The sequence below is a fragment of the Peribacillus alkalitolerans genome, assembly GCF_010882125.1.
In the GTDB taxonomy this organism is placed as follows: domain Bacteria; phylum Bacillota; class Bacilli; order Bacillales; family DSM-1321; genus Bacillus_BN; species Bacillus_BN alkalitolerans.
Genome location: NZ_JAAGVZ010000013.1, coordinates 82630 through 109382, shown reverse-complemented (window position 1 = coordinate 109382; position 26753 = coordinate 82630). Strand labels below are relative to the sequence as shown.

Genomic DNA, 26753 nt, shown 5'->3' with positions numbered 1-26753 from the left:
TTCCAAAAACGACTAAACCATCGTGCTCCGATTGAGTATCGAATCACGATGGCTGCATAGTCTTTTTTAGAGCTGTCTACTTGACGGGGTTAAGTCCATAATGACGATCTATTTTTAAAATCCAGATAAAAATTTAAAATTAATTTTGAGGGACAGGTTTATTGTCCCGGCTTGTTATTATTTATTTTGACTTTTTTGGGCTTTTAATGATTTTTCTTCAAGTCCATTTTCACCCGCAAATTCTACATCTACTTTAGGTAAAGCATTTTTATTATTCTTAAATTCGTTATTTTTATTTTTAGCCATATTTTCACCACCTTGTAGTTCGATTTTTTTTACCTTAAAGGGTGCCAACTTGTATGAAGTACTTTTTATTTTTTTCGATATCGACAGCACCCACGATTTTAGTTTGCTTTCTTTTTTGTTGGCTATGCTAATTGGTGTTGTTAATTTATCAACATTATTCCTTAATAGAATCTTTCAAATAATGAAAAAATCCCTAGTTTAGCAAATGCTTTACTGCATTATTTCAGGGACAAAAAAAGCTTCCCTCTTTTGTAGGAAAGCATTCCTTTATAACTAAATGAAAGCTGCAACACATTTTACATTTTTATATAAACCCTCAGTTCCAAACGTATCAAAAATACCTATTGAAGAAGTTTTTCCAATTGTATTAGATTTATCAGCTCTTGCTCTGAAACTGGATCAAATAGGGTTTGATCTGCATTAGTTATCACTGCTCAGTATCTGTCACCGTATGACCAGTGCTACCCGGTATGATGTAAAAACAAAAAAGCATCCAAATTGATGGATGCTTTAAATAACTTCCCCCACAGCAAAAATACCTACATCAATATTGTACATGCCTCCAGCTGTGCTGTCGGTTTCTTTCATTCACTGAGCCTTTATGTTGGATTTTTATAGAGTACGGACTTAACATTGGTAAATTCTCTCCCTGATTCACATGTATTTGTTGAGCTTTTTTAACTTTTCCGCCTCCATGACCAACTTCAACATACGTACCTGATACAGGTGCAGTATCGTCTGATGTCAAGAATATTGCCATTTACACAACCCCCTTATTGAAAGTATTAATCCTAATCCATCATATTATGTGTTGTTTAATGTTATTAATTCAGATTGTAAAACTAGTCTGCTCCATTAAAATAAGTTGTCCCCTTTCAATTTTGAGTATCATGTCAATATTTCCTCTAACATAGAAATTTTTAGGGATAGATCCATATTGTTTTTACAAATGTACTAGTATGTTCAACAAAAAAGCACCTCTCCACTTGAAGAAATGCTACAAAGATAAACAATATGGTACTGGTTATTCCTCTTAATGTGTGGCTAACATCGTTTAGCCCTCTATTTCAGATCCATTTTCCAGCTATATTGCAATTTCCTAATATACATAATCTGACCAATATGATATGAGTTATGAGTTGATAAATTCCCTAAAACTGCCCACCATTTCACCTGTTCAGGTAATCCTTTTACATCACTTTCAACTTTTTCTTTAGATAATAATCTTTGCCATTGTAAGAGCACATTTAATAGCCTAGTTTTCAAGTCTGCAAATGTTAGATTATCAGGAATAATAAAGCTCTTATTATTGTCTATTGAGGGTACAGCATTGAAATCAGATTTTAGGTACCTTGTTTGCCACGTTTGATTCCAATATAAAAGATGCTGCACAATTTCAGCTATACTATGACTATCTTCGTTCGGCTTCCAAAATGCTTGCTCCTCAGTCAAATTTTCCACTGAATCTGAAAATGGAATGTACCAGCTCGGGTCATTAGCGTTAGCTAACAACTGATCCGATAATACTTCTATTGAATGCACCATATTTCTACTCCCCTGTAATAATAAGTTTTGTATTATTCTTACTTAAAATAATATCGTATTATCTGTATATTTATCATAGTTTACTAAATATTCATTATTAATTTTTCCGTCGAATTTTTGAGAATTCTTGTAAATACCTGTAACCAGTTAACAGATCAAAGTTCTTCAATATTAAACTGAAAAAATTCTGTTCTTTCATTGCCAGACAACATATCTTTAATCTTAAATTGATTCTGTTTCACTTCATCTTCCCCAATTAAGATTACATTCCGAACTTTCTCTTTGTTGGCCTTATCTAAAGCTTTGCCCACCTTTTTGCTAGACAAATCCAATTCAACTTTGAATCCTTGATTTCTTAGGTTACTAGCCACTAATAATGCTTCCTTTTGAGTATTAATTGGTATTATATAAAAATCCACATCAGAGGATTCTAAAACCATTTCCTTTGATAAAAGGAGAACAGTATAGATAACATCTAAACCAAAAGATATTCCAACTGTTGAAAAGCTCTCATTTGTACCTAATAAACCTCCGATTGCATTGTCGTATCTTCCACCACTACCAATGCTTGACTTAATAGTCTGATCAGATAGAAATATTTCATAAATAGTACCTGTATAGATTTCCAAGCCTCTTGCTAAAAATGGATTGAATAAACATTGCTGATTGACACCAAGGTACTCCAGATAGGTTTCTAGCTCCTTTAGTTCCTCTAATCCTTGCATAACTTTTTCATTGATTTCACTGAAGGGCTCATAGTAGGAATAACTTGTATTATTTTTATCCGTTAAAAACTGTTTAATTAAGTTGATAGAAGTCGCTTGTAGACCTAGAGCCGTAAGTTCCGAAGTAACAGTTTCTAAACCAACTTTTTCAAGTTTATCTAGAATTAAGACAACTTTATTTATTTTGTCCGCTTCCGTTTCAAATACTTCAAGCATTCCAGTTAGCAATTTTCTATTGTTATATTGAATGATTACATTCAAATCAAGTTTGCTAAATGCATCTAAGGCCATCACCATTAACTCTGCTTCTGCAATCTGAGAATCTACTCCCACAATATCCACGTCACATTGTGTAAATTCACGGAACCTGCCAGTTTTTATGGGGCCGTCTCTGAATACTTTACCTATCTCATACCTTTTAAAAGGCAACCTGATTGTAGGATTCATGGCAACTACTTTGGCAAACGGTATAGTAAGGTCATATCGTAATGCCAAGTCTCTTTCCCCTCTGTCAGTCAATGTATACATTTCCTCTAATATTTCAGCTCCTCCGCCATATTTAGATGCCATAAGCTCTGTGTAATTTAGGATTGGTGTTTCTAAAGGCTTACATCCATATTGGATAAATACGTCTTCCAATGTTCTCCTGATTTTTCTTCGAACCACTTCTGCATCTGGTAAATAATCTTGTGTTCCCCTAACATTTTGATAATCCATTTTTCTCATTGGTCTTACCTCCAATTTTTATTGATAAATAAAAAACCGCATTAGATTAAAGTCTTTAAACTTTACCAATGCGGTTTAATGATAAATAACCTTCCTATACACGATTTATAAAAATCGAATAGCAAGGCTACTTGATGTGATGATGTAATTGTGAAAGCGTACGATAACATTTAAAAGACGACATTATATCCACCTCTAATTTCCATATAATGTATCACATTTATTAATTTCATTCAATTATTTATTCCAATTTTCCCTTTAACGAGCCATATCATTAATAAGTTAGTGTAGGTAATCTTCAATTTTCTATGATAACCAGGTTCCGAGCTAATATTTTTCTAAATCTATGGATATATACACATTTTCTTAAAAATAGATTCATTTATCATTTCTATTATTCTATATCAACATAATCTACTTATATGAAAGGAGATGATTTAATTGGGGGAAAACCATTCTAATAATAATTTTGATTATATTGTAATTGGAGCAGGAACTGCGGGAGGAGTTATTGCCAAAGAATTGACGGATGATAATAAAACCTCCGTCCTCGTACTTGAAGCAGGTACTAATTTAACGGACAAGCTTAGTAGTCCCTCTGTGGAACAAGCACTTATACAATCTTCAGATAATAAGTTTTCATTTAATATGATATCACGATTCGAGCCAATGATTGGCCGTCCACTTAGGTTGGCAGGAGGAAGAGCTATTGGGGGAAGCTCATCCCATAATGCTATGTATGCAGTCCGCGGAAGCAGAGACCTCTATGATGAATGGGCGTCTCTAGTCGATGGAAAACGCCAATGGAGTTATAAGAAGATCCGTTCCTTATTTCAGCAAAATGAAACCTACACTGGAGATACACAAAAATCAAAGGAACGAGGTAATGAAGGACCAATTTATGTCAGACAGCAAATCAATCCTGATACTGTCCTTATCAATACTTTAGCAAACGCTACATCAAAAATCTTGGGAATCCCCATTGTCGAAGATTACAATACTGGGATAAGAGACTGTACTTTCAATAAATCACAATTCATCCAAAAAGAAGTAGGTGGGAATTTTGTTCGTTCATCTACTGCAACGGGATATTTAAACGAAGATATTGTCACACATGGAAATGAGAACTTTCCAGATGAAATTGGAGTAGGTAACAGAAAATTGGTCATTTATACAAAAACGACTGTTAATAAGATTTTAATGGACGAAAAAAATGGCGAATATACTGCTGTTGGAGTTCAATTTGTTAAAAATGGGATATCACAAGAAGCTTTTGCAACTAAAGGAATCATTGTCTCAGCAGGTAATTTTTCCTCCGTCATACTTCAACGTTCTGGTATTGGTAAACCAGAAGATTTAATTGAAATAGGTATTACGCCATTAATCAACAACCCAAATGTTGGATATAACTTAAAAACCCACTACTATGTTGGGATGGGAGTAGAGGTAGAAACAAACCGCCTTCGAGAGGTACTGTTATCTGATCCTAATCAACCAATTGCCTTAGGTGCTTTCAAAAAGGATCAAGGGCCAGGCCGTCGCCTTCAATTAATAGGATTGCCGCTGCCATTCTTTGTCCCTATTCAGGATGTATTTATTAAGAAGTGGAATTTTGACGATACAAAACTAACCAATATTATGAGTATCGCTATTTTGGATCTTAACCCAAACAGTAAAGGGACCATAAAAGCAGCCCATAGTGATCCTGAATCCTATCCATCCATTACCTTTAATCCATTAAATAATGACAACGACTTAGAATATATAGTTGATCAATATATTGAAACGTTCAATATTATTATGAAAGCCCGTGAGCTAGATCGAGATGGCAAATACAGATTGGTTTACCCTCATGAAAATATTTTCAAATTAACAAATGAGGTTGAAAAGCGTAACTTGCTTAAAGATTATGCGAAAGCCTCGTACACAAACTTTGAACATTATGGAGGTCATTGTAAGATGGGCAAAGACATCCAAGAGGGAGTTGTAGACAAATATCTAAATGTCTTTGGAGTTCATCATTTAAAAGTAGCCGATCTTTCCATAGCTCCTATCCTACCTGACGGTAACACATCTATTCCTGCTCAGATGATCGGTTTAAATGCGGTTCGATTTATTCGAGAGGGACAATAATGGTATTAATAAGAAATTTGAAGATGAAGATAGTAAGATTAGATGTTCTACATTGAAAATACTTAATAAAATCAATAGGTTATCCGAACCTAATTCATTTTTTATTATTAAGCTATTTTCTTCTTCTAAATTTCCCAGTCAGTGAAGATTGCCCCTTAGCTCATGGTGCGTAGTAAGTGTGGCTAGAATAACTTAAAAAGAGGGCAATACAAGATTGCCCTCTTTTAGTTTATAAGTTTATCCGTACACTTTAAGGTCTCTGTTCTAGTTTTTTAAACCGTGTAATTATCAGGCAACAAATTATCGCTAAAAACCAGTAGATTGGGAAGGAAAACATGGATTTCCATGTTAACTCCTTGTAGATCTTCAACCACTCCATAAGAGGTTCAGCAATAAAAGCCAATACAGCAGATTGAAGAGCAGCAAATAATACGAATTTTTTAAAATTATTGCCCCATTTCTGGTACACATACATAAATGGGACTATCACAATACCAACATCGTACGGATAATATTGTGGGTATAAATATGGTGTAAGACGAACGGGATAAGTCCATAACATTGCTGTACTTCCAATGGAATCAAGAAGGATGGCAGCAACACCAAAAAATAAACCGAATGAAGTTATTTCAGTAATTCTCTTCTTATCGACTATCATCCACCAGACAATAGGTGCGAAGAAGCTAAGAATAACTAAAATCCACCACTTAAAAGATAAATAATTATGTTCACGCCAATAAGATTGCAGGGTATCAAAAAAATTTTTTTCCACTTCTAAAAGCTGGTCTAGTGAAATGGAATTCATTATTTGTAGATTTATTAGCTCTGAAAAATAGTATATCATGACAACTCCAAATTAAATTTTTTTAATATCAAAATCAAATAGCATAATAAGGTAGGTCGAATATCCAAAAGTGCAAATGTATTAAACCATACTAACTTCTGTGGTCAAAAAGATTGACCACCGTTGTTCATGTGCATTTTTACTATTATTTCCATTTAAATAATTTAAAAACTAGGCTATTAATAAATAAAACCCTAACTTAACGTGACTGTTAACTACATATATACTCTTACTTTAGATTTTCCTAATGCATTAAAATTATTTGGATAACTTTTAAACTGCCCATACCCGTTTACCAATATAAAAAAGCCGTCGAATGACAGCTTTTAATATTAGAAATTAAAAATATATAAAATCTCTATTCATTCATTGATGGACTCCTAACCTCTTACTAACCAATGTTCAGGAATGCTTAAAGAAGGTGGCAATTTGGTATTACTATCCCCATTAGCCGAATTTACTTGTGCTTGAGTAAGAAAAATACTTCCTGTTAGATTGGCACCACTTAAATTAGCGTCTCTCAAGTCTGCTCCAATAAGGTCTGTCACTCTCAAGTCTGCCTCTCGAAGGTCAGAAGCAATGAGTAAAGCTCCTCTCAAATTTAGTCCCCTAAGGTTAGTACCTCTTAAATTCGCACCAATTAGATTACTTCCCCTTTTGATTTTATTTTTTTTACCTTGGACATTATCTTTCTTTGCTTTAGCTCGGACTAATTCACTTGTTTGTAGAAGTAAATCATTAACAATTGCTCTATGGCTTGGTATATCAAGATTTAAGATAGACTTTGGACTTAGATTTGTTAGCTGTTCTGTTTCTTCTATAGCCTTCTGCAATTCTTTATGTATAGATCGAGCTTCATCTAAACTTAGTGCTTCATTTAAATACCGAAGCATTTCGTGAAGTTGCTGCATAAGAGGAAATACATCAAACATTTCCTTAGCTGTTTCAGGATGATCTCGCCAATCTTTTCCTTTGTACGTGACTTGGGAAACCTTTTGGCCTGCTCCAAAGCATTCATAAACCGTACAGCCTCGAAAGCCCTCCCTTCGTAGATTCTTATGAATACCGCAGCGATAATCAGATTGCAGGTTTCTACATGGAGCCCCTCCATCTTTATCAAAAGCGAAGTCAGCAGATTTTGCATAGGGTAAAGCCACACAGCATAATCCGAAACAATTTTCACAGTCAGAATTTAAATTAATTCGTATATCATCGTTAGCTAATAATTGATTAGACAAAACTTACACTTCCTTCTAATTAACAACAGATAATAATCATTTTAATATTACCATATAAAATCCATTTAAATGGATTATTTCCTGGCTGAGTTAGGTACATTTGAAAATCAAAAAAACAACCAGCATTTTCAATGATATATAGGTTAATAACTTTTTTATGGAAACATCTTACATACTACCTGATTCATATTAGTTTAACATCGTGCAGCAATTTTTTCCGTTTAAAAAATTAGACACCCTTTAAAGGGTGTCTTGTGGTTGCATTTATTATCTATCTTAGCAATAAGAAGGGTATCCATAGGCTGGAGCGATTGGGGCAACAGGACCACAACACGCACCACCTACAAAACTAGCACCTACTATGATCAAAAGAATAAACAAAACAACTATTAATGCAAACCCGCTAACTCCACGGTTATCATGATGACAATCTGACATTAATTAAACATCTCCTTATTTTAAATTAAAGGAAGTATTACAATGGGTAAGATTACTATATGCTGCCATTAGTTAATTGACACAAACAATTTGTTATCGATTGGTAATGCATCCTGCTCCCTTCCAATTAGATAAATATAAAATATGAAACCTTCAACGAACACTTTGATGACCTTTTGGAGAAAAAATCTTTGAAATTTAAAACCTGTGACGAATAGTATCAATCTAGTTTCTTACCTTCCACTTTAATAGAATTTGCTAGTTTTATTAATTCTTCTTTTGGCAAGCTCATTTCTCCTGTGAACTCGATGCCAAGTTCTAATTCCTCTTTATTATCTTTCCAATTCAACTGTTGCTTTCCATTTTTATTCTGGTAGTAATAATCCGTTCTAGGTATCTTTTTATTTTTATCCCACTTCGGATCATCTGCCCAACTTACATAATCTGTAGCTATTATGACTAATTTTTTATTTGTTCCTAAATAATTTAAGTTGAGAATATCACATCTTTTCCCACAAGATCGAATAGTCGCATAGCTATTCTGATATTCAAAAGGTATGTAAGTTGGTTCAGCTTCAATACCGACGATCAAGTTTGTCATACCAACTGGATATCTAATCAGATTCGAATAAAAAACGATCCAAAATAAAAGAGCGCCTACTCCAATAAGGAGGAACTTCCACCATTTTTTCATAAACTACCCCTCAGAAGTAAAATGATTTATTACCGATCAGTTTCATACTTATCCTTTTAATTTTAATCTTCCCCATAGTCTAATAAAAAAAGCTGTCTTAATGACAGCTCCATTCTTTATTTCACGTACTGTATGTTGGAAGACACATAATTTGGTGTGGTGCTTAAGAGATTTTATGTAAAATGGCCTGGTTTTTAAAGTTGATAAGTATAGTAATCTTGTGAATGTACTGCTTTGAATCCAACAGATTCATATAATCCTAAAGCATGGTCATTTTTCGTTTCGACTTCTAAGTGTACTGAATGACCAGCTGAACTTTGTTCTTTTATGACTCGACGCAACACTTTCCTGCCAATTCCTTTTCCTTGCTGTTCTGGCAAAATGGAAAATCCATATATCCAGGCTTGCCCATCTTCTCGTTTTATACGTATTTTCCCTACTGTTTTTTCGTTCACATCAATCATGAACATATCGGAGTCTCCATCACCGTCGATTAAGCTTTCCATCTTTAGGGCATCTTTTTCTTCCATACCGAACGCTTCTACTGACAAACGTACACGCATGTCTAAATCATCTGCTTTTGCTTGTCGCAGTGTTAAACCGTCTACTTCTTCAACAGCACTTTCTTGCCACTCCATTTGATTTTCTGAAAATGAATAAACAGCACCTTGTTTATTCAAAAAAGCTTTTGCTGCATCTGAACCCGCTGGTGCGTTCAATAAGATTTTCTTGTACCCGTTTTGTTTTACTGTTGTCATCCCTTGTTTGAACAATTGACTGAAATGTCCCTTCCTTCGTTCACTCGGTTTCACCATTCCACAGACTTCCACTGTTGATCCAAAAGGATACAATCCTAAAAATGCTACAAGTTCGTCTTTTTCATAATGAAGAAAGTCTAACTGATTAGATTTACGTTTTCTCAACATATCCCAATTAAGTTTCAGTTGAAGCTGATCATGAGTTTCGCACTCATTTTGTAATTGTTCAATGTCTTGTAATTGTTGTGTCGTTAACATTAGTATTCCCCTTTATCGAAATCGTTTTTCAATTGTAAATTGCTTATCCTTCTCATAATATAAGTCTTCAATATGAGTGAGTTGTAATCCTTTTCAAAATATGATAAATAAAGATGAATTATAACGTACCCCTTAAATAGGGAAGTTAGAGAAGTGCTAATTGCAGTTATTTTTTATTACATTAAAATGATTGGCCACTATATCCCGGCTTTTCTTACTTTGTTTTAGAAAATCAAAAGACATATTATCTTCTCTACTCTAAACTCATATTCTACATTCCTCCTCCACAAACCTGCCCATCTAGTTAATTAAAAAAAGCTGCCCCTTAATGGCAACTTTGATCTTGATTAGTTTTTTTAGCTCTATATATGTTGGAAAAGGAGTACCAATCAAATCAGGAACACCAATATCCAACAATATAACTTCTGCTTCATGATTAATTCCATAATTTTCTTCTAATAACCATCTTACTAGAAAGGGCTAAATTGTGTCACTTATCCCTTGTATTCATTTACTCTTAAAGCAATTATCACAATATACTTTACCATTTGCTTCAAACGTTTTGTTATCATTCAATAACATTCGACAAGTACTACATTCATAAGAATCATTCAAGAAATAATCATACACTGAAGCAGAATTCCACATAATATGTTCGCTCATACAATTACTCCTTTCATGAATATTTTGCCTACTTTATATACATATGAGAGTTTGGATGACGATAATACAAGTCATTTTTATGTTTTTTACTCCTTACAATTTTTAGATTCATGTATTTCTCTTTAAAACAGGAAATTCAAACACAAAAATATTTTATTCTATGATTTTAAGTGGTAATCCAAAGGATGAACCTTTGCGTTATGGAGTAGTATTCAGTATATGGACAAACATTTCCAAAAATAATGGAATTATTTCTGGTTATCAGCATTTATGGATCATGTGGGTTATGGGGCCTTAAGAAGCCCAATTAGTTAAAAAGAAAAGCCGTCATTAAGACAGCTTGGATTATTAGTACTTAGTCAAAAAATAAGTTCCTAATTATATAGATCCTTTGGAGTCTATCCCTTCCACTTCACACCTAATTTTGAAAAACTTTATTACCAAAGAATGGGTAGATTCTAAAAAAATCTTCTTTTCTAAACGTCGCTTCCCTAACCGTCTATCAAACATTGAAAAAGCTTGTATGAAGATATTTTCGGAATCCATGGCTTCTTCAATCGATAGGGAAGGATAATCCATAATCGGCCTGAGAAGATGATACGATTCAAATATTTCTGCGTTAATCAATATTTGTTCAGCATCATCCGACGCCTTTACTAATTCATGACGTTCCTTCGAATTGTACATGACATCAAAGTCTGGGCTGTATGGGATTTTTTTCAGTTCGCGTTCTTTTTTGATTTCCTCATAGAGCTTGTTATGTTTCATCATATATGTCACATCAGATGCACTAACTATTTGCTTTTTATCAAAAGTAATCCATACCCTACTTGGTCCGTCATGATATTTACGATAAACGGTGGTATAAATTTGGACCCTGCCTTTTAACTTTTCACATAAAAAACTTTCCAGAATTGATTTTGATTTGCTCCATTGCACTATTGGATCTCCTTTAGTTTACATAATAATTTTATGATTTTTAACGTTGTATTTCATTAATGCATCATCCGCATGATTCAATAACTTCCTTACTTGCAAAAACACAAAAATGGCAGCATTCCACCCAGCAGAATGATGAGGATTACTATTCCTCCACCATCAACGGTTTCAATGGACTGCTTGTTAAAAAACAATAGTTCCAAGGACCAATATACAAATAAGAATTACATTGATTCCAATGGATGTGCTAAAAATAACTTTTTGTTTTTTACTCATTCCCGCTCCACTTCGTTAGTGGAATAACTCTAACCAAACAGGATAATCAAATTGCCCATCTGATATTTGAATAAACTGACCCATTATACCAAGGTGTGTTATTCCGGCTTCTAGTCCAATAATGGGTGTGAACGTTGAAAATAGTAAGAAATTTATTCGTTCAATTTCCATTGGAAGCTCTGGATTATTAGGAATTTCACCATATTTATTTTCTGAAAACCATTTATATTTCTGTAAAGTAGGATTAGTGAAGTACAGAAATCCAATAAAGACTATAAGGAGAAATGGTTTCCAACTTTTCATAGTATCGTTCCTCTCATAATTTCCCATAGACTAGCTGGATGGATTCCATTAGAATTCAAATGAAACTATCAGACTATTAATAACTTCTAATATATAGGTAAGGAGCTTGTCACATGTCTAAAATTTCTCTTGCAGAAGCTGTTAAATTAAAAAGTGTGTTGTCCAAACGAATTCGTGAGTTAGAAGAAGAAATGGACCGGGTAGCATTTGTAGAAATGGAAAAAGGCAGTAAAGTTCCTAAACAAGTACGTACACTTTCTCATGTAGAGCAGGATATAGATGAGATTCGAAAGGATTTCCGTCTACTCGACAAATTGATGTATCAAGCAAATATTGAAAATGAGATTGCATTTAATGATGAAAGGTTGACGATTGTCGAAGCGATCGAGTTGGCAACACAGTTACGTGCAAAAGCAAGAAAATATAAAGAATATGGTACTACAGCTCAAGAGGAGTATTCTTATTCTTATGGAGAAAGTATCTCCCTTATTAAGATAGCCATGTTTGACCCTGAAGCATACCGATTAAAAGGGCTGGATATCGAACGTCAGGCAAATAAATTATCGAACCTGATCAACTCTAAGAACTATTCCATAGAATTAGACTTTGACAGTGAAAAGTATTTCTAACCCTTGAAGCGGTGAGACTCCTCTTCAAGGCATAGAAGGAGCCCTGTTTTCGTGTACTCTCATACACTTGTAATGGCAAAGGTAAACCAATCATCCAATGACCCATTACACTGTTACCAGTTACCGATGACCCACTATGGCAATTGACGGTCGATGACCAAAATCTTTTGACTTTTAAACTCCTTCTATGAGTCCCCCAACTTTTGTTTGGGGGATTTTTGTCTGATCATTTACCATTAAATCATTTTCGTATTCTTGTAAATTCACTTTTTTAGAGAAAGCCCACATTGTTTACAAAACCATTTATTTTTGGGGCTTATTAATCATCAAAAAATCTACCCTTGTTAGCCAAAGGTAGAACCATTTTTATTATTTATCCTTCTTTACCTCACCAAACAACTGATTCAATTCCTTCTGAAACCTTTTCGCCTCTTCTGTAGAATAAGACTGCCCTCCATAACGGACCCTATCATATACTTGTTGGATGTATTCATGGTCCGTTTTTGAGACTCGCTTTATCCATTTGGAGAAAGCTTCGCCTTTCTGTCGAGAGAATGGATTTTTCAATTTCTTTTCCCATTTATAAACGGCTTTACGTATAGGATTGGTTGGAGGCTTATTCATGAGTCCTGTTCCTAATGTTGTCACCTGTAGGAAACCTGAATTTTCTACTGTATAATCGTTTCTTGTATCTTCAACCCGCTTCCGGATTTTACGGTACAGATAAATTAAGATCAACACTGCTATAATGGACAGGATGATTAATGGAATCGTGTTGTCAGTTTTAGCTTCTTCTTTATAATAATCATTCCATTTATCCATTTTGAGTAACCCAACTTCTTCATTCATATTCCCTTCTATCGATAATTTAGGGAATGCAAACAATAGCCCTTCTACCAGAAAACCAATAGGCAAGGAGATGATATGGACGATTGAATAGAGTAGCCACCCCAATGCCTTAAAGCCGTATGGCAAGACAAAATATACTGCAGCACTTAATAGAATAGTCGTTCCAAGCATTCCAATACGGTTCATTGCCACTCGAACTGATTGGCTTTCTACAAATACTACGAGGATTAGTATCAGAATGAATAAGGCTATTTCGGTTATTCTTGGCATGGAAAATAGGTTCAATGCAGAATAAGCTAGCGCCGAAAGTGCAATCCAGATTTTATGGAAATTCTTTACATAGGAATCCCAATAGAGTAAATAAAACGTTAATGAAAGTACGAAGCTTTGCATCCATGAAAATGGGAGAACACCTAAAATGACTAACTGAAGAATAAAAAAGGTCACCCGAACCCAAGTTGCTTTATTTTTTCGCAATAACCACTGTGCTGCTATACTTACGAAAAAAAATGGGAAGAAATAAATCATTTGCTCTTCTTTCATAGAAACCAAGAAAAAAAGGAGAAATATAGAAGAGTTAAAAAGAAGCTGCATTCGAATTACCTCCTGATATCTCTCCACTTTCATTCACAAAAATCACATTTCCTTTGATTGCTCCAGAATGGTACGTGTCTCCCACAATGACTGAGACGACTGATGGGGATTTGTTTGACTCGATATATTTGTAGAACGCAGTTTCCTTTACCAACAGCCCAGCATTGGAAATCTGAGCAAGTGCTGTCAGACAGGTACCCACATGTTCCACCCCTTCTTTCATACTGATAGTGATTGGCCTACCTTCTTGATAGAGATTGATGAAAACCTCAAAAGGCATTTTTTGCTTAGCAGCATACTGACATAGGAATGCTGTATAGGAAATGAGATTCTCCATTTCTATATGAAAAGAATTTTTATGCTTGGAAGAAAGGTTCAAACAAATAGTCATCCCATTATGGGTCACACGATCATATTTTTTGGCCACGATACTCTGTGTTTTTAAAGAAGCCTTCCAATGGATTTGACGGAAGATCTCTCCTTCATAGGGTTTTATTCCAGATATAGAAGCCTCGTCCTGAAAAAATGAGAAGTTTGTAGGCTGGCTTCCTGTTACCATTTTTTGAAGCGCCTCGATATTTCTGATTGGCTTAATGATCGGATACACTAAAAATTCTGTCTCCAATTTATCTATTTTGGGAATCAATACCCTAGATGTACTAAACCAGTCATAAAGAAGGATTTCTAGATTCTCAATTCGATATAGTCCCCTTTTTTGAGGAAAAAGCTCGATTTTCCATTGAAGACGTTTATTTGGCGGTGCAGAAAATTGGAGCGTTGTGGAATTACCCAATAGCTTCAATGATTCACCTTTATTTTCCTTTTGAATGGATGAATCCATCGTTAAATGAATGGTTCCATTTGGTATGGTAATTCTTGATGTATTGAGGATACCGATGTTCAATGTCACTGCATCTCCCGGGAACAAACGATTTCTCTTTTTCTCCTGTAAAAGATGTAGATAGCTTGGAATATGTTTTGTATAGGCCCGAATCATAAACACGTACAGATAGTAAAAAAGGAAGGCCGCTACCATAAGTTCTTGCTTAAAGAACAACACTAGTAAAAAAACCGGGAGGGATAAAGCAACCATGCTCTCCTGGAATAGAATTTTGACATCTATGTAATTCCTATTCATCTAGCAATCTCCACAGGAACATCCACCGATGCTGCAATCTCGCTAACTATATCTTTACGGTTGGCGGTCAGTGAGCCTTCCATCGTCAATGAAATGCGGTGAATCGCTATGTATGGGAACACAAACTGAACATCTTCAGGAATGCAGTATGTACGTCCTTCAAATAAAGCCTTTGCTTGTGAGGCTCTCATTAAAGCTAAAGTCGCACGTGGACTCAATCCTTTTTCACATAAATGACTTGAACGAGTCGCTTCAACTAAGTTTAATATGTACTCCTCAATTGCCTCCGACACATGGATGCTTTTCGTCTGCTTTTGGAGATCTATCAATTCTTCGATTGTAATACAAGGCTCCAGCTGATCTAATGGCTGTTCTTCCCTAAATAGACGCATGATTTGCTTTTCTTGTTCCTTAGTTGGATAACCGACAGGGATGTTGATTAAAAAACGATCGAGCTGAGCATCTGGTAGTGGAAACGTCCCTTGTGATTCGATAGGGTTCTGAGTAGCAATTACGATGAATGGGCGTGGCAGCTTCTCTGTTTCCCGGTCAATGGTGACTTGGCGCTCTTCCATTGCTTCCAGCAAGCTGGATTGAGTCCTTGGCATCGCACGATTAATCTCATCTGCTAACAGAATATTCGTATGAACTGGACCGAGGCGCTTTTCAAACTCGTTCGTTTTTGGATTGAAATATTCAATTCCTGTCACATCCCCTGGCAGTACATCAGGGGTAAATTGGATACGAGAAAATGCCCCTTCCATACTTTTTGCTAATGTTTTGGCCAACAGAGTTTTCCCCGTTCCCGGAACGTCCTCAAGTAAAACGTGTCCATCTGACAAAAGTGAAACAATCACCAAATCTATCACTTGATCTTTCCCAATAAAAACTTTCTGAATATTACTTTTTAACTTTTGAATGGAATTCATGATCAAACCTGCCTTTGTATTTATAGGTAAATATAGGTAATTATATGATAACATAATATTCTGACAAAAAATCCATTAATTAATAGGCTCTATTAAAAATTATTGTGAATGTGTTTCTATTTATAATTTAATTTATGGACTTAAAATAATGGAAGGAATATTGAAATCGGTGTACTCCTCCGTATTATGTACTTAATTCGGAGACATAAAAACGTGTTTGCATACCACTTTCACATTTCTATTTGCTTTCACTTTTTATTTAGGTATGTTTTGGATCATACATTAACCTTCATTAATTTGGAAATAATAGGTTTAAATATAGGTTCTTTATTCTTGAAAAATGATTCTTTTGTTATCAGCAATCGATCATGTATTTTTTTCAATAAAGGAGATTTCATCTAGTGAGTCAATCATATAGGCGACCAAGGGCTTACCTTTCTACTTTCACTACGACTCATCTACATTTAAGGAACCCTTGGGTTATTGCTTTTTTCGCATTTTCATATCCTGGATTTGGGAATTTAATGCTGCATAAATATGGAAAGGCGTTTATTCTCATCCTTTGGGAGATGTTTATTAATCAACAGGCAAAAATTAACCTTGGCATTATGTATTCCTTACAGGGACATTTTGAAAAAGCTAAGGATGTTTTGGATGAAAGATGGCTCATGCTTTATGTAGGAATTTATATATATGCCATGTGGGATAGTTACCGCTCGACCATTGATTTGAATAAACAGTATATATTATCAGACTGGGAAGACGCTCCCATAAAATTGATGAAAATGAGTGCATGGGGGATCAATCATCTTGATAAAAGAGAACCATGGATGGCCATGGCATGGTCATTCCTTATTCCAGGGCTTGGCCACCTTTATGTCCAGAAATTAATCGTTGGTTTCTTTATTTTCATATACACATTGGTGATCTGTTATTTCTCCCACTTGCCACAAGCAATTCAATTTTCATTCACTGGTGATTTTTCACAAGCCAAGCAGATTATTGACATGCAGTGGTTCATATATATACCTTCCATCTATACCTTCATCATATATGACGCTTACATCTCGGCAATCGAACAAAACAAACTTTTTGAAAAGGAACAATCTCAGTATTTAAGGAAGAGCTACCAGAGCCCCTCCTTTCACTACCCACTTGGGGAGGAAATAGATATGTTGGCCATTGCTACATTTGAACAGAACACGTTCCTAGAGTTGGCACTAACTGAATTGGATCGAAAAGGAATCAAAAAGGATAAGATATTCGCAGTACCGTTGGATAAAAGGAAGCAATCTCACAAACTTTTTGATTCGATTCACTATGCAGACGGGATGGGGATGCTCGATATTGCAGCCATATTGGGGACATGCCTAATGTTATTAGGCGCGATTTATGGGTATGAACTTAAGTGGGGCCCAATCCTATGGGGTATCATCGGGGCAGTTACCGGGATTGTACTTGGTATAGCCATTAAGTTGGCAATCGTGAAAAAAAAGAAGAACGGCACAAAGTCCAATACATCAGAAGTGGTAGTGATGATTCAATTAGAGGTAAGCCAAAAGGAATGGGTTGAAAAGATCCTTTGGGAAAATCATGCCCTCGGGGTGTCTACGGTGCAGCATTCACAACATAATCAAATTAACTAGAAATCCATTTAAAGGAAATAGCTAGTATATGGAATCTAATTTATTTAATAGTAGAAGACTAATATTATTATCTTTATCTATTGGAGGCTTACCAACTATGGGTTTTGTAGTTTTTTCATTTCTTTCTTGGCTATTCGTTTCGATTTTTACTATTATCATCAAGAAATTATCCATTATAGAAAACACTGTAGTATTTCTTCTTGTCCTTATCATAAGTATCAACTACTCATGGATTGTATCTGAGGAGCTTAAACTAATAACCGTAACCAAGAAAGGTCTTGGTTATACAGCATATCTTTTGATTAGAAGTGTAATTATCCCGACGGTGATACTCATCCATCTGAATTTCCTTCAAGCAAAAGAAACAATGGTTGAGAAAAGTATTGTGATATTCACTTCTGTTTTATTATTGTCGTGTATCAGTTCCCTTTCAGCAAGTCTGAAAATTACAGATTATTCAAATTGGAATTTTGGGTTTGTCGTCATTTACTACTTGATTCTTAACCTGATTGCAATATTGTTTTATAAGCTATTTAAGCGCATATCCCAGAATACGGTGAGAGTATCATGATATTGTGGGAAAGCTTCGATAAAAACGAAATTTATATCTTCATTTTGTTAGTCGTTGCCTATGCTGCCTTGTTTTTATTTCCTAAGATATTGCCAAGGAATATCACATTCTTATTCCTGATTTGGGGATTCACCAGCGCAACTTTGTTTGATTTTACAATAGGCGGTGGATTACTTGATTTTTATAAGGTCAATGATTCGAACCAATATGAATTGACTGATCTTTTAACCTATTTCTTGTTTGCCCCATTCAGTTATTTTTTTGTTTACTTTTATGAAAAATTTAGGATAAATAAAAGAACCTTTATTTTTTATGTAGTGGCTTGGGCTGTTATTGGTTTAGCCATGGAAAAAGTATCGACTATAATGGGTGTCACACATTATCTAAATGGTTATAACATTCAATATTCATTGATCATATTTGTAGTAATTCAGACAACTACTGCTCTTTATTATGAATTCATTAAGAAAAATCAATAATTGGACAGAAAAAGGGCAGCTATATGGCTGTCTTTTTCTTTACTACCGATCTGTAAATGATATTATATGTAAATTATCTTATTTCATATTTATAGAAATTTTTTTGAACAGTTTTCATGGAGGGTTTAAATGTTTGTTCAGGTTGGTTGGCATCAATCTTGTTTTAATCGTAATGTTTGGATGGATTAACTAACATTGCAAACAGGAGATTTTTTGAAAATGAATTGGAAAAGGTTTGGAATCAATGCAAAAGTGATTCTATCCCACTCTCACTTATTCTCGAGATCGACTATTACAAACAGGACAACGATACATATGGCCACTTAAGCGGTGATGCCTGTTTAATTGAAATTGCACAATCATTATCAAAATTAAGCCTTGGACATGATTTCACGGCCCGATACGGTGGCGAAGAATTCGTCCTTGTTTTAGCTGGAGCCGATAGACATCAATCCAATCAAGTAGCTATTTCTTTAAAGGACATAGTCGCAGAACTTAGTATCCCACACCAAGCTTCACCTATCAGTGACATTGTCACCATCAGCATAGGGATTGCAACTTTAATTCCTAACCCAGGTATGAATCAAAAAGACCTGATTGCATATGAAGACGACGCTCTCTACGAAGCGAAATCAAAGGGCCGTAATACACTCGTTCCATATAAATAGTCAAATGAAAGGTCGTTGAACCATAATTCATATAAAGAGGAGAATTTATTTCTCCCCTTTATATGATTGAGTTACTATTGGATAGTATATTAAAATCCTAAATCAATTTTTAAGTTCCACAGGTATATAAATTATTCTGTAGTTTGTGCTTGTGATTTAGCTGTATTTTGTACTTGTGCAACAGCTGATAAGGCTGACGAAATTTCGTTAGATGCTTGTTTTAGCGCTTCCTGTGCTAAAACGGGGTCAGAATTGGATTTTTCAATCACTTTTGTTAATAATTCTTGAGAAAGTGATACATTTGCTTTTGCTTGATTCAATTGATTTACGTCAAATTGTGGCATACTATCTCTCCTTTTTACTTAGGGTACCTCTATATACTGACCCAGTATTATTGTTTTATTTATGGAAAAAAACACCTCCAATTGGCATTCGTTTTTTGATTTACCATTTAGGCTTGGTGATGGAAAAATCACATAGTTCAATTCTATAAAGCACAAATTAGAAAACAAAAAAGACTTCCAATTGGAAGCCCTACTTAGAATGCTTACTTTGAAGATTTGCCAAGCTTGCCAACAATAATGACCATTGTGGCTAATGCAAATGGGATAATATGATGTAAGGTAGGATGTAGGTTTTCAATTAGTTGACCCACTGCCAGATCCTTTAACATCATATCACCAGCTGTGAAACCTAATAGAGCAGCTCCTATAATAATGATGATTGGGAATTTTTCCATGATGAACATTAGGAAGCTACTGCCCCAAATGATTAATGGAATACTGATCAGAAGTCCAATGATTATTAGAATAATATCTCCTTGAGCCACTCCTGCTACAGCGACGACATTGTCTATACTCATAATGATATCGGCAATCACGATGGTTTTGATGGCTCCCATAAGAGTGGTATTTCCTCTAATATCCTCTTCTTCATCACCTTTTATCAATTTTACAGCGATCCACAGTAACAACAGACCTCCAATGAAGTTTAAAAAAGGAATCGTTAATAAATATACTGCAACGAATGTTAATAAAACTCTCAAAACAATGGCACCGAGAGTACCAAATAATACAGCATTATCCTTATAATGTTTAGGTAAATTTCTGCAAGCCAAGGCAATGACGACTGCATTATCACCACTTAACACAATATTAATGAGAATAATTTCAAGCAAATTAAGTACTAAAGCTTGGTCCATTTTTTGATAATCCCCTAAATCATTTATTTAAAGCCAAAATCTGATAGGCTTTAAATTATTTATATTCAGAGTTCATGGAGGAGTTGTCTATAATTTTTTACAAGCGAGGTTTTCTTTCATTAGCTTTGCTATTTGTTTTTGATTTTCGCTCGGAATCTTTTCCAGTTGCTGGATTACAAGTTTTTGTCGTTCTTCTGAATGGTTCTGACTTAATTTCCATTTCCCTTCAATTCTATTGATTTTGATTTTAAATGGGACGATTCCTTTACTTAACCCAGACATGTAATTGGAGTCTACATCCTCAAGTTTGTAAGGACTTTCCGGCAGTTCGTATTTAACGACCAAATCGCTTAGAGCATCCATGATTTCTTGTTCGTCCATTATCATTTCCATATTTCCATATACATGAATCGATACATAATTCCAGGTCGGCACAGCATCTTGCGTTTCATACCAAGAAGGAGAAATATAGCAATGAGGTCCTTGGAATATGATCAGCACCTCTTGGTTTTCAATATCTTTCCACTGATGATTAGGTTTTGCAAAATGTCCATACAACTCCCGTTTTGTTCGGTCCAATATTAATGGCAAATGAGTAGCATACGGACCCCCATTATGTTGAGAAAAAACCGTTGCAAAGCCATTTTCCTCGATGAAATTATAAATTACTTCTTCATCATTTATTTTGAAGTATTTCGGTATGTACATATCATATTCCTCGTTTCTAAAGGTTATATGTATATCATACATACGTTTATAATATCTTAGAAACCTTTTTAATAAAAAAAGGACTTCCATCTTGGGAAGTCCTCAATATTAATCTTATATTATGGCTTAGCCTCTCATAAGTCCTCTTTCTTTATCAGAACGATTGCTTAGCTTTCCAACAATAATGACCAAAGCTGCTAATGCAAACGGGATTATATGGTGCAGGCCAGGAAGTATACTTTCCAAGAAATGACCAACCACCTGATCCTTTAACATCATCTCACCTGCTGTATAACCTAAAAGACCTGCTCCAAGAATAATAATAATTGGGAACTTTTCCATGATTTTCATTAATAACTGGCTGCCCCAAATGATTAATGGAATACTTATTAAAAGCCCGATAATAATTAGTGTAACATTCCCGTTCGCAACACCAGCAACAGCTACGACATTATCCAAGCTCATGATCAAATCTGCAATAATGATAGTCCTTACAGCAGCCATGAGTGTAGCATTGGCTTTTATATCCTCTTCTTCTTCCCCTTTAAGCAAATTTACAGCTATCCATAGTAATAACAATCCTCCAATGAAGTTCAAGAAGGGAATTGTTAATAGATACACAGCTACAAAAGTTAAAAGAACCCTTAAAACAACCGCTCCTAAAGTACCGAAAAATACTGCTTTCTTTTTGTACCTTTCAGGTAAATTTCTGCAAGCTAATGCAATAACTACTGCGTTATCACCACTTAATACAATATTAATTAGTATAATTTCTAGTAGATTTAATAGTAAGGCTTGGTCCATCACATAAATTCCCCTGTATTGTTTATTTATAAATATAATTCACATTGCTATAGATGATTATTCTCAGAGTTCGTATAGAGTTGAGAATGCAATATAAAGTTTTCCTCTTTTAAAACCACTCTTAATTAAACACTGATTTTCAATAAATGTAAACTATTAAAACTATTTATTAAGATTCGTTGCAGGAGTGTTTTTGATTACTAATAAAATCTTTGTAAGATGCAATTTTGTCTTCAAGCATTTTATCAGTTTCCATTAAGTTTTTTATTTGAGCTTGAATTGAACTTTTATGATTTTCAAGTAATTTTAGCCGCTTTTGACTGGTATGTTCTCCTTCGAGGAATAACTGCGCATATTCTCTAATTTTCGCTAATGGCATTTGAGTTTCTTTTAATTTCATAACAAATCGTAGCCATGCGAGATGAGAATCATGATAAATCCTATCACCTAATTCACTTCGATCAGGGACAATGATTTTCTCCTTTTCATAATAACGAAGTGTATGTGTGCTTAAGTCCAATATTTTTGCAACTTCACCAATCGAGTACATATAGCCTCCTAATTATCTAATCCATCATAGTTAATCACCTTGTTTTAAATAATAAATAATTATTGACTTAGAGTAAACTCTAACCACTATAATTTGATTCACAGTTCAATAAATTTTTTTGGAGGTCGTCAAATGAAATACACTGTTATCACTGGAGCAAGTTCTGGAATTGGGTATGAAACTGCACTCGCTTTTGCTGCTCGTGGAAAAAACTTGATTATTGTAGCCCGTAGAAATGAGAAATTAGAAGAACTAAAGTCAAAAATCACTCAAATTAACAAAGACTTGGATGTAATAATTCGAGCAGCTGATTTATCAGATTCTAAAAATGCATATAAACTATACGAAAGCCTTCGAGAATATCAAATAGAAACTTGGATTAACAATGCAGGCTTTGGTAACTTTGCTTCCGTTGGAAAACAGAATTTAAACAAGATTGAAGCTATGTTACATCTTAATATTGAAACTTTAACCATCCTCTCATCTCTTTTCGTAGGCGACTATTCAAATGTTGAAGGGACACAATTGATTAATGTATCTTCAGGTGGAGGGTATACAATAGTAGCAGATGCCATTACCTATTGTGCTACTAAGTTTTATGTGAGTGCATTTACTGAAGGCCTTGCACAAGAACTTTCATTACAAGGGGCAAAAATGAAAGCGAAAGTTTTAGCTCCTGCAGCAACAGAAACTGAGTTTGCAAAACGATCTCTGGATATAGAAGAATTTAAATATAATGGCGTTGTCCCGAAGTTCCATACTTCAAAAGAAATGGCTGGATTTATGCTGGATCTATATGACAGTGAAAAAGTAGTAGGTATAGTAGATGGATATACGTATCAATTTGAACTAAAGGATCCTATTTTTAATTTTGCTGTAAGGTCAACAAATCAAGAATAGTAACACCAATAAAACGTTCAGTATTCATACTGAACGTTTCAGATTGTCGACAAAAGGTATCGAGAGTATGCTCTCTCGATACCTTTTGTTATTTTTGATATGTATGGTAGGCGAATAGGTTGATTTCCGCTCCAGCCGCTTGCTTTCCGGGGGGCGTTCGCCGAGCCTCCTCGTCGCTACCGCTCCTGCGGGGTCTCGCCTGTAACGCTAATCCCCCAGGAGTCAAGCGCCTTCCGCTCCAATCAACCAGTGTCCTTGAATAATCAACTTAAAAACCTGTTCATTAAGCATAAAATCACCTAAGCAACTTTCCATGTCCAAGTTGCCAGTTTCTTAAAATTCATGGATGCAACCGTAAGCATCGCCTGCATGGACAATTTTTTTAATCCTCTTAGGGTTGTCCAACGCATACCTTGCTTTTCCTTCGCATCCGCAAAGACCCGTTCAATCGAACGTCATTTTAAAGAGTACAACTGGATCAATACTAGGACGTCCTAAATTAGAAAAGAGGTGTTCGACTAACGGATAGATGAAGGTAAAATCAATCGCTGCATCGAGTTTTCGGACTAAGTGGTCTTAAGGAACAAGTTGTTCAATAGCCAGCATTTCTAATTGTTCACGTTCATTGATTTGATTTTTCGTCATCACCGCTTATCACCTCAAGAATTATGTACAAACACCGTTGATTGGAGCGTAGGGCGACGACTCCTGCGGGAAAAGCGTGAGACTTGAGACCCCGCACGAGCGTAGCGAAGGAGGAGGCTCAAGCCACGCGCGCGGAAAGCGTTCGCCCTTCGCTGCAATCAACTTCTCTAGTTCTTGTTAACTTCTTTCATTGTAAAAGAAAAAAGACCGTAGACAAACTCGAAATTCTTCGAGTTTGTCTACGGTCTGAAACGTTCAGTATTCGTACTGAACGTTTTATTATTTTGACCTATTCTCCATTCAACTTCAGTGTTATTACTGCACCATCGTCGAGTTGATTCTGGAATGTCCCACAAAATTCCTTACGATAGTAAAAAAATCCTAGACAAATCTGAGGACCAATCATTCACCGAATGCCACTAAGATTAAACCATTGCTTCCTGAACCAAATCGGTGTCTGATTCCCTTCGGTACCGTAATCATTGAACCTTGAGGAACGGATATCTTTGAGGTTTCAGTTTCAAGTTCAAATTCACCTTGAAAAGCAATGATCATCTCTTCCACATCAAAATGCTCTTCATAAGGATATTCCTGTTCCTTTAGGTTGATCAGGAGTAAACTTCCTTTATTGAACTCCTTTAATATAAAATCCTTGTCTACTTCCTGTGCATTACCTAGATCGTAAAGATTTATTACATCCATGTTCATTCTCCTTTTTTATATTCACGTTTCATTATTTCTATATTTTCCTTGTGGCATTCAGCAGTAAAGTCAGATGTGTACGGTAGGCGATCCTCAAACGATTTTAGGGCATCTATGTCATCATTAAGCACTGCCTCTTTCATTCCATCCAGGTAGTCCTCAGAAATTTTGATTCTATTTTGAATTTCTTCGATATCTTCGGTAGGCTCACCATGGCCAGGGACAAGAACTTTAATTACATGTTTCTGTAAAATTTGCTTGGCTTTTTTTAGGGTGCCCTTATAAGCTATTGCACTATCATAGATAAATGGCAATTCAAAATCTGAAAGATAATCTCCACTAATCCATATGCCCAGAGGGTCAATGATTGTAAAAATCCCATCATGGCTATGGCCAGGGGCTAAGTAAAAGGTAACCATGGAATTGCCAAGTTGAAGTGTTTGGCCATCCTTTTCAATGACAATATCACATTCTGGGAATTCTATTGGATAGTCTCGATCAATGTAATAGTTGTGATCAAATTCTTTAATAAGCCGTAATTTCTTTTCTTTTTCCGGATGATTTTGCAATCCTTTACTTCCGATAATTTTTGCTTCTGGGAATGCCTTGTACCCGATAATATGGTCAAAGTCTCCATGAGTAAATAATATGTAAAGTTCACGATTTTCCCGTACCTTTTCTACATGTTTCTGGATGGCTTCAATCTCATTTGGAAGCCAATTCGGGTCAACAATAAGGATGAAATTATCCCCTTCTACAACGGTAGATGTTGTCTTGAATAATGCACTTTGGAAAATGTTTATATGTTCTTTTGTATATTGGGTCATGATTTGGCTCCTTTTAAGGCTATTTTTTCAAATTGAATAATCATTTCTATAAAACGAAGGTCCTCCTCTAAATACGGTAAATGGTTACTCTCATTGAATATAATTAGTATTGAGATTTGAAGATAACTCTGAAAAAAAATGGAGGGCATTGTGTATCGTGTTTTCAACAATAATACCTCGAATTTGCCCCTACTTGTATCAACCATTTTTTTTTCCACATAAATGACTATATAAGAAAACTCTGTTCGAAATTGAATTCTACATTTGGTTGGAGGTTTCCTTTTTTGGAGGAAGGTTTGTGGCTCCTTTTGTCGAAAAATCGATAAATCACAAATTTCGAAAGTAAATTGTTCAGTTTCGTCTGTAAATTTCGGTTTTCGATTGTATTTTTCATTTTTCGAATGTAAATCACTCATTTTCGAAAGTAAATGCCCCCACCCCTATAACCACCAACCCACCAAAAAACCAAAAAGCTTGTAGAGGAATGACAACATCCACCTACAAGCTCTTTAATTTACAAATTAAAACTCAATTCCTTCCACAGCAGGTATCCCTTTGTCATAATAATGCTTTAATGGCTTCATTTCAGTGATTAAGTCGGCCTTTTCTTTGACCTTCTCATTCGCCGATCTCCCTGTGATGACTAGGTGCATTCCTTCTGGTCTTCCATCAATCGTAGAAAGGATGTCTTCAAGTGGAAGTACGTCATCCACTGGGAAGGTTTCAATTGCTAATGCATTATTTAGTTCGTCGAGTATGACTAAATCATAGTCTCCGCTCATGATTTTTTCTTTTGCTAACGACCAGCCAGTTTTTAATGCCTCACGGTGTTCCTCTGGCGTTTTCGTCCAGGTAAAACCAACTCCGGTTTGGTAATTCTCGATTCCTACCCCATCAAAAATGACTTTTTCACCGTACGAACGGCCAGGTGCTTTTATGAATTGGATAAAACAAACGCGCTTCCCCTGTCCTTTTGCTCGAATGGCAACGCCAATGGCCGCTGTTGTTTTTCCTTTTCCGTCTCCTGTATATACGAGCACTAACCCTTGTGATTTGGTTGTCATGTT

At 35.2% G+C, this 26753-nt stretch carries 30 protein-coding genes and 2 pseudogenes; 7 read left to right on the top strand and 25 right to left on the bottom strand.

What is annotated here, in order from left to right; translation table 11 throughout:
* Nucleotides 1-177: 177 nt before the first annotated feature.
* The 4 genes from G3O09_RS22775 to G3O09_RS15580 all read right to left on the bottom strand — a co-directional run bounded on the left by G3O09_RS22775 (nt 178) and on the right by G3O09_RS15580 (nt 3302).
* Nucleotides 178-306 (bottom strand): hypothetical protein, encoded by a 129-nt coding sequence (locus G3O09_RS22775; RefSeq protein ID WP_275898319.1) that lies wholly within the window; start codon nt 304-306, stop codon nt 178-180.
* A gap of 544 nt (nt 307-850) precedes the next feature.
* On the bottom strand, nt 851-1066 hold the full coding sequence (locus tag G3O09_RS15590) for a YjzC family protein (RefSeq protein ID WP_163102412.1): 216 nt from the start codon (nt 1064-1066) through the stop codon (nt 851-853).
* Nucleotides 1067-1368: 302 nt separating this feature from the next.
* Nucleotides 1369-1851: a DinB family protein gene (locus G3O09_RS15585; RefSeq protein ID WP_163102411.1), complete on the bottom strand. Its 483-nt coding sequence runs from the start codon at nt 1849-1851 to the stop codon at nt 1369-1371.
* Between the two features lie 155 nt (nt 1852-2006).
* The gene (locus G3O09_RS15580; RefSeq protein WP_163102410.1) at nt 2007-3302 is read right to left on the bottom strand and encodes a histidine--tRNA ligase; all 1296 of its coding nucleotides are present in this window, start codon (nt 3300-3302) and stop codon (nt 2007-2009) included.
* Between the two features lie 441 nt (nt 3303-3743).
* Here G3O09_RS15580 and G3O09_RS15575 point away from each other — a divergent pair, with 441 nt between their 5' ends.
* Entirely contained in the window at nt 3744-5435 is a 1692-nt protein-coding gene (locus tag G3O09_RS15575) for a GMC family oxidoreductase (RefSeq protein ID WP_163102409.1), read from the top strand.
* A 250-nt stretch (nt 5436-5685) separates the two neighbouring features.
* Here the strand turns inward: G3O09_RS15575 and G3O09_RS15570 are convergent, their stop codons facing one another.
* From G3O09_RS15570 to G3O09_RS15535, 8 genes are all read right to left on the bottom strand, one after another.
* Nucleotides 5686-6279, bottom strand: coding sequence for a CBO0543 family protein (locus tag G3O09_RS15570; protein WP_163102408.1), 594 nt, complete (start codon nt 6277-6279; stop codon nt 5686-5688).
* Nucleotides 6280-6659: 380 nt separating this feature from the next.
* Nucleotides 6660-7517, bottom strand: coding sequence for a pentapeptide repeat-containing protein (locus tag G3O09_RS15565; RefSeq protein ID WP_163102407.1), 858 nt, complete (start codon nt 7515-7517; stop codon nt 6660-6662).
* Nucleotides 7518-7793: 276 nt separating this feature from the next.
* On the bottom strand, nt 7794-7955 hold the full coding sequence (locus G3O09_RS15560) for a YjcZ family sporulation protein (RefSeq protein WP_163102406.1): 162 nt from the start codon (nt 7953-7955) through the stop codon (nt 7794-7796).
* A gap of 220 nt (nt 7956-8175) precedes the next feature.
* Nucleotides 8176-8649, bottom strand: a complete 474-nt coding sequence (locus G3O09_RS15555) for a hypothetical protein (protein ID WP_163102405.1) — start codon at nt 8647-8649, stop codon at nt 8176-8178.
* Nucleotides 8650-8843: 194 nt separating this feature from the next.
* On the bottom strand, nt 8844-9665 hold the full coding sequence (locus G3O09_RS15550) for a GNAT family N-acetyltransferase (RefSeq protein WP_163102404.1): 822 nt from the start codon (nt 9663-9665) through the stop codon (nt 8844-8846).
* A 507-nt stretch (nt 9666-10172) separates the two neighbouring features.
* Nucleotides 10173-10328 carry an LIM domain-containing protein gene (locus G3O09_RS15545; protein WP_163102403.1) on the bottom strand — a complete coding sequence of 52 codons (156 nt, stop codon included), beginning with the start codon at nt 10326-10328 and terminating at the stop codon, nt 10173-10175.
* A gap of 378 nt (nt 10329-10706) precedes the next feature.
* The gene (locus tag G3O09_RS15540; protein WP_163102402.1) at nt 10707-11267 is read right to left on the bottom strand and encodes an SF0329 family protein; all 561 of its coding nucleotides are present in this window, start codon (nt 11265-11267) and stop codon (nt 10707-10709) included.
* 291 nt (nt 11268-11558) lie between these two features.
* The gene (locus tag G3O09_RS15535; protein WP_163102401.1) at nt 11559-11846 is read right to left on the bottom strand and encodes a hypothetical protein; all 288 of its coding nucleotides are present in this window, start codon (nt 11844-11846) and stop codon (nt 11559-11561) included.
* Between the two features lie 113 nt (nt 11847-11959).
* Between G3O09_RS15535 and G3O09_RS15530 the strand changes: the two genes are divergently transcribed.
* The gene (locus tag G3O09_RS15530) at nt 11960-12475 is read left to right on the top strand and encodes a hypothetical protein (protein WP_163102400.1); all 516 of its coding nucleotides are present in this window, start codon (nt 11960-11962) and stop codon (nt 12473-12475) included.
* Nucleotides 12476-12844: 369 nt separating this feature from the next.
* Here the strand turns inward: G3O09_RS15530 and G3O09_RS15525 are convergent, their stop codons facing one another.
* Genes G3O09_RS15525 through G3O09_RS15515 form a run of 3 tightly spaced genes read right to left on the bottom strand, consistent with a single transcriptional unit; the run spans nt 12845 to nt 15985 of the window.
* On the bottom strand, nt 12845-13918 hold the full coding sequence (locus G3O09_RS15525; RefSeq protein WP_163102399.1) for a DUF4018 domain-containing protein: 1074 nt from the start codon (nt 13916-13918) through the stop codon (nt 12845-12847).
* Nucleotides 13902-15056, bottom strand: coding sequence for a DUF58 domain-containing protein (locus tag G3O09_RS15520; protein ID WP_163102398.1), 1155 nt, complete (start codon nt 15054-15056; stop codon nt 13902-13904). Before G3O09_RS15520 ends, G3O09_RS15525 begins: the two co-directional genes overlap by 17 nt.
* Nucleotides 15053-15985: an AAA family ATPase gene (locus tag G3O09_RS15515; RefSeq protein WP_163102397.1), complete on the bottom strand. Its 933-nt coding sequence runs from the start codon at nt 15983-15985 to the stop codon at nt 15053-15055. The genes G3O09_RS15520 and G3O09_RS15515 overlap by 4 nt, the downstream gene beginning before the upstream one ends.
* 401 nt (nt 15986-16386) lie before the next feature.
* Between G3O09_RS15515 and G3O09_RS22535 the strand changes: the two genes are divergently transcribed.
* The 4 genes from G3O09_RS22535 to G3O09_RS15490 all read left to right on the top strand — a co-directional run bounded on the left by G3O09_RS22535 (nt 16387) and on the right by G3O09_RS15490 (nt 19349).
* Nucleotides 16387-17631, top strand: a complete 1245-nt coding sequence (locus tag G3O09_RS22535; protein ID WP_240338460.1) for a hypothetical protein — start codon at nt 16387-16389, stop codon at nt 17629-17631.
* A gap of 97 nt (nt 17632-17728) precedes the next feature.
* Nucleotides 17729-18202, top strand: a complete 474-nt coding sequence (locus tag G3O09_RS15500; RefSeq protein ID WP_163102396.1) for a hypothetical protein — start codon at nt 17729-17731, stop codon at nt 18200-18202.
* Nucleotides 18199-18681 carry a hypothetical protein gene (locus G3O09_RS15495; RefSeq protein WP_163102395.1) on the top strand — a complete coding sequence of 161 codons (483 nt, stop codon included), beginning with the start codon at nt 18199-18201 and terminating at the stop codon, nt 18679-18681. Before G3O09_RS15500 ends, G3O09_RS15495 begins: the two co-directional genes overlap by 4 nt.
* Nucleotides 18682-18857: 176 nt before the next feature.
* Nucleotides 18858-19349 carry a diguanylate cyclase gene (locus G3O09_RS15490; protein ID WP_163102394.1) on the top strand — a complete coding sequence of 164 codons (492 nt, stop codon included), beginning with the start codon at nt 18858-18860 and terminating at the stop codon, nt 19347-19349.
* A 131-nt stretch (nt 19350-19480) separates the two neighbouring features.
* On the opposite strand, the gene G3O09_RS15485 is transcribed toward G3O09_RS15490, so the two are convergent.
* The 5 genes from G3O09_RS15485 to G3O09_RS15465 all read right to left on the bottom strand — a co-directional run bounded on the left by G3O09_RS15485 (nt 19481) and on the right by G3O09_RS15465 (nt 22612).
* On the bottom strand, nt 19481-19693 hold the full coding sequence (locus tag G3O09_RS15485) for a hypothetical protein (RefSeq protein WP_163102393.1): 213 nt from the start codon (nt 19691-19693) through the stop codon (nt 19481-19483).
* A 203-nt stretch (nt 19694-19896) separates the two neighbouring features.
* Nucleotides 19897-20550, bottom strand: a complete 654-nt coding sequence (locus tag G3O09_RS15480; RefSeq protein WP_163102392.1) for a TerC family protein — start codon at nt 20548-20550, stop codon at nt 19897-19899.
* A gap of 87 nt (nt 20551-20637) precedes the next feature.
* Nucleotides 20638-21258: an FMN-binding negative transcriptional regulator gene (locus G3O09_RS15475; RefSeq protein ID WP_163102391.1), complete on the bottom strand. Its 621-nt coding sequence runs from the start codon at nt 21256-21258 to the stop codon at nt 20638-20640.
* 126 nt (nt 21259-21384) lie between these two features.
* On the bottom strand, nt 21385-22062 hold the full coding sequence (locus tag G3O09_RS15470; protein ID WP_163102390.1) for a TerC family protein: 678 nt from the start codon (nt 22060-22062) through the stop codon (nt 21385-21387).
* Between the two features lie 169 nt (nt 22063-22231).
* Nucleotides 22232-22612 (bottom strand): MerR family transcriptional regulator, encoded by a 381-nt coding sequence (locus G3O09_RS15465; protein ID WP_163102389.1) that lies wholly within the window; start codon nt 22610-22612, stop codon nt 22232-22234.
* 132 nt (nt 22613-22744) lie between these two features.
* Here G3O09_RS15465 and G3O09_RS15460 point away from each other — a divergent pair, with 132 nt between their 5' ends.
* Entirely contained in the window at nt 22745-23512 is a 768-nt protein-coding gene (locus G3O09_RS15460) for an SDR family NAD(P)-dependent oxidoreductase (RefSeq protein WP_163102388.1), read from the top strand.
* Between the two features lie 299 nt (nt 23513-23811).
* Here G3O09_RS15460 and G3O09_RS15455 read toward each other — a convergent pair.
* From G3O09_RS15455 to cobO, 5 genes and pseudogenes are all read right to left on the bottom strand, one after another.
* Nucleotides 23812-23964 (bottom strand): annotated as a pseudogene (locus G3O09_RS15455) (transposase); the annotation flags it as partial.
* Nucleotides 23963-24160: pseudogene (locus tag G3O09_RS15450) on the bottom strand (transposase); the annotation flags it as partial. The pseudogenes G3O09_RS15450 and G3O09_RS15455, both read right to left, overlap by 2 nt.
* A 399-nt stretch (nt 24161-24559) precedes the next feature.
* Nucleotides 24560-24859: a cupin domain-containing protein gene (locus G3O09_RS15445; RefSeq protein WP_163102386.1), complete on the bottom strand. Its 300-nt coding sequence runs from the start codon at nt 24857-24859 to the stop codon at nt 24560-24562.
* A 2-nt stretch (nt 24860-24861) separates the two neighbouring features.
* Nucleotides 24862-25686, bottom strand: a complete 825-nt coding sequence (locus tag G3O09_RS15440; RefSeq protein WP_163102385.1) for an MBL fold metallo-hydrolase — start codon at nt 25684-25686, stop codon at nt 24862-24864.
* A 521-nt stretch (nt 25687-26207) separates the two neighbouring features.
* Complete coding sequence (cobO, locus tag G3O09_RS15435) at nt 26208-26750, bottom strand: cob(I)yrinic acid a,c-diamide adenosyltransferase (protein WP_163102384.1); 543 nt, start codon at nt 26748-26750, stop codon at nt 26208-26210.
* Nucleotides 26751-26753 lie beyond the last annotated feature (3 nt).

Coding starts and splice junctions, on each gene's coding strand:
- G3O09_RS15585 (WP_163102411.1), bottom strand. CDS start 1,851: ATGGTGCATTCAATAGAAGTATTATCGGATCAGTTGTTAGCTAACGCT.
- G3O09_RS15465 (WP_163102389.1), bottom strand. CDS start 22,612: ATGTACTCGATTGGTGAAGTTGCAAAAATATTGGACTTAAGCACACAT.
- G3O09_RS15555 (WP_163102405.1), bottom strand. CDS start 8,649: ATGAAAAAATGGTGGAAGTTCCTCCTTATTGGAGTAGGCGCTCTTTTA.
- G3O09_RS15470 (WP_163102390.1), bottom strand. CDS start 22,062: ATGGACCAAGCCTTACTATTAAATCTACTAGAAATTATACTAATTAAT.
- cobO (WP_163102384.1), bottom strand. CDS start 26,750: ATGACAACCAAATCACAAGGGTTAGTGCTCGTATATACAGGAGACGGA.
- G3O09_RS15520 (WP_163102398.1), bottom strand. CDS start 15,056: ATGAATAGGAATTACATAGATGTCAAAATTCTATTCCAGGAGAGCATG.
- G3O09_RS15445 (WP_163102386.1), bottom strand. CDS start 24,859: ATGGATGTAATAAATCTTTACGATCTAGGTAATGCACAGGAAGTAGAC.
- G3O09_RS15480 (WP_163102392.1), bottom strand. CDS start 20,550: ATGGACCAAGCTTTAGTACTTAATTTGCTTGAAATTATTCTCATTAAT.
- G3O09_RS15535 (WP_163102401.1), bottom strand. CDS start 11,846: ATGAAAAGTTGGAAACCATTTCTCCTTATAGTCTTTATTGGATTTCTG.
- G3O09_RS15550 (WP_163102404.1), bottom strand. CDS start 9,665: ATGTTAACGACACAACAATTACAAGACATTGAACAATTACAAAATGAG.
- G3O09_RS22775 (WP_275898319.1), bottom strand. CDS start 306: ATGGCTAAAAATAAAAATAACGAATTTAAGAATAATAAAAATGCTTTA.
- G3O09_RS15560 (WP_163102406.1), bottom strand. CDS start 7,955: ATGTCAGATTGTCATCATGATAACCGTGGAGTTAGCGGGTTTGCATTA.
- G3O09_RS15500 (WP_163102396.1), top strand. CDS start 17,729: ATGGGTTTTGTAGTTTTTTCATTTCTTTCTTGGCTATTCGTTTCGATT.
- G3O09_RS15515 (WP_163102397.1), bottom strand. CDS start 15,985: ATGAATTCCATTCAAAAGTTAAAAAGTAATATTCAGAAAGTTTTTATT.
- G3O09_RS15475 (WP_163102391.1), bottom strand. CDS start 21,258: ATGTACATACCGAAATACTTCAAAATAAATGATGAAGAAGTAATTTAT.
- G3O09_RS15530 (WP_163102400.1), top strand. CDS start 11,960: ATGTCTAAAATTTCTCTTGCAGAAGCTGTTAAATTAAAAAGTGTGTTG.
- G3O09_RS15580 (WP_163102410.1), bottom strand. CDS start 3,302: ATGAGAAAAATGGATTATCAAAATGTTAGGGGAACACAAGATTATTTA.
- G3O09_RS15590 (WP_163102412.1), bottom strand. CDS start 1,066: ATGGCAATATTCTTGACATCAGACGATACTGCACCTGTATCAGGTACG.
- G3O09_RS15440 (WP_163102385.1), bottom strand. CDS start 25,686: ATGACCCAATATACAAAAGAACATATAAACATTTTCCAAAGTGCATTA.
- G3O09_RS15460 (WP_163102388.1), top strand. CDS start 22,745: ATGAAATACACTGTTATCACTGGAGCAAGTTCTGGAATTGGGTATGAA.
- G3O09_RS15525 (WP_163102399.1), bottom strand. CDS start 13,918: ATGCAGCTTCTTTTTAACTCTTCTATATTTCTCCTTTTTTTCTTGGTT.
- G3O09_RS15570 (WP_163102408.1), bottom strand. CDS start 6,279: ATGATATACTATTTTTCAGAGCTAATAAATCTACAAATAATGAATTCC.
- G3O09_RS15485 (WP_163102393.1), bottom strand. CDS start 19,693: ATGCCACAATTTGACGTAAATCAATTGAATCAAGCAAAAGCAAATGTA.
- G3O09_RS15495 (WP_163102395.1), top strand. CDS start 18,199: ATGATATTGTGGGAAAGCTTCGATAAAAACGAAATTTATATCTTCATT.
- G3O09_RS15545 (WP_163102403.1), bottom strand. CDS start 10,328: ATGAGCGAACATATTATGTGGAATTCTGCTTCAGTGTATGATTATTTC.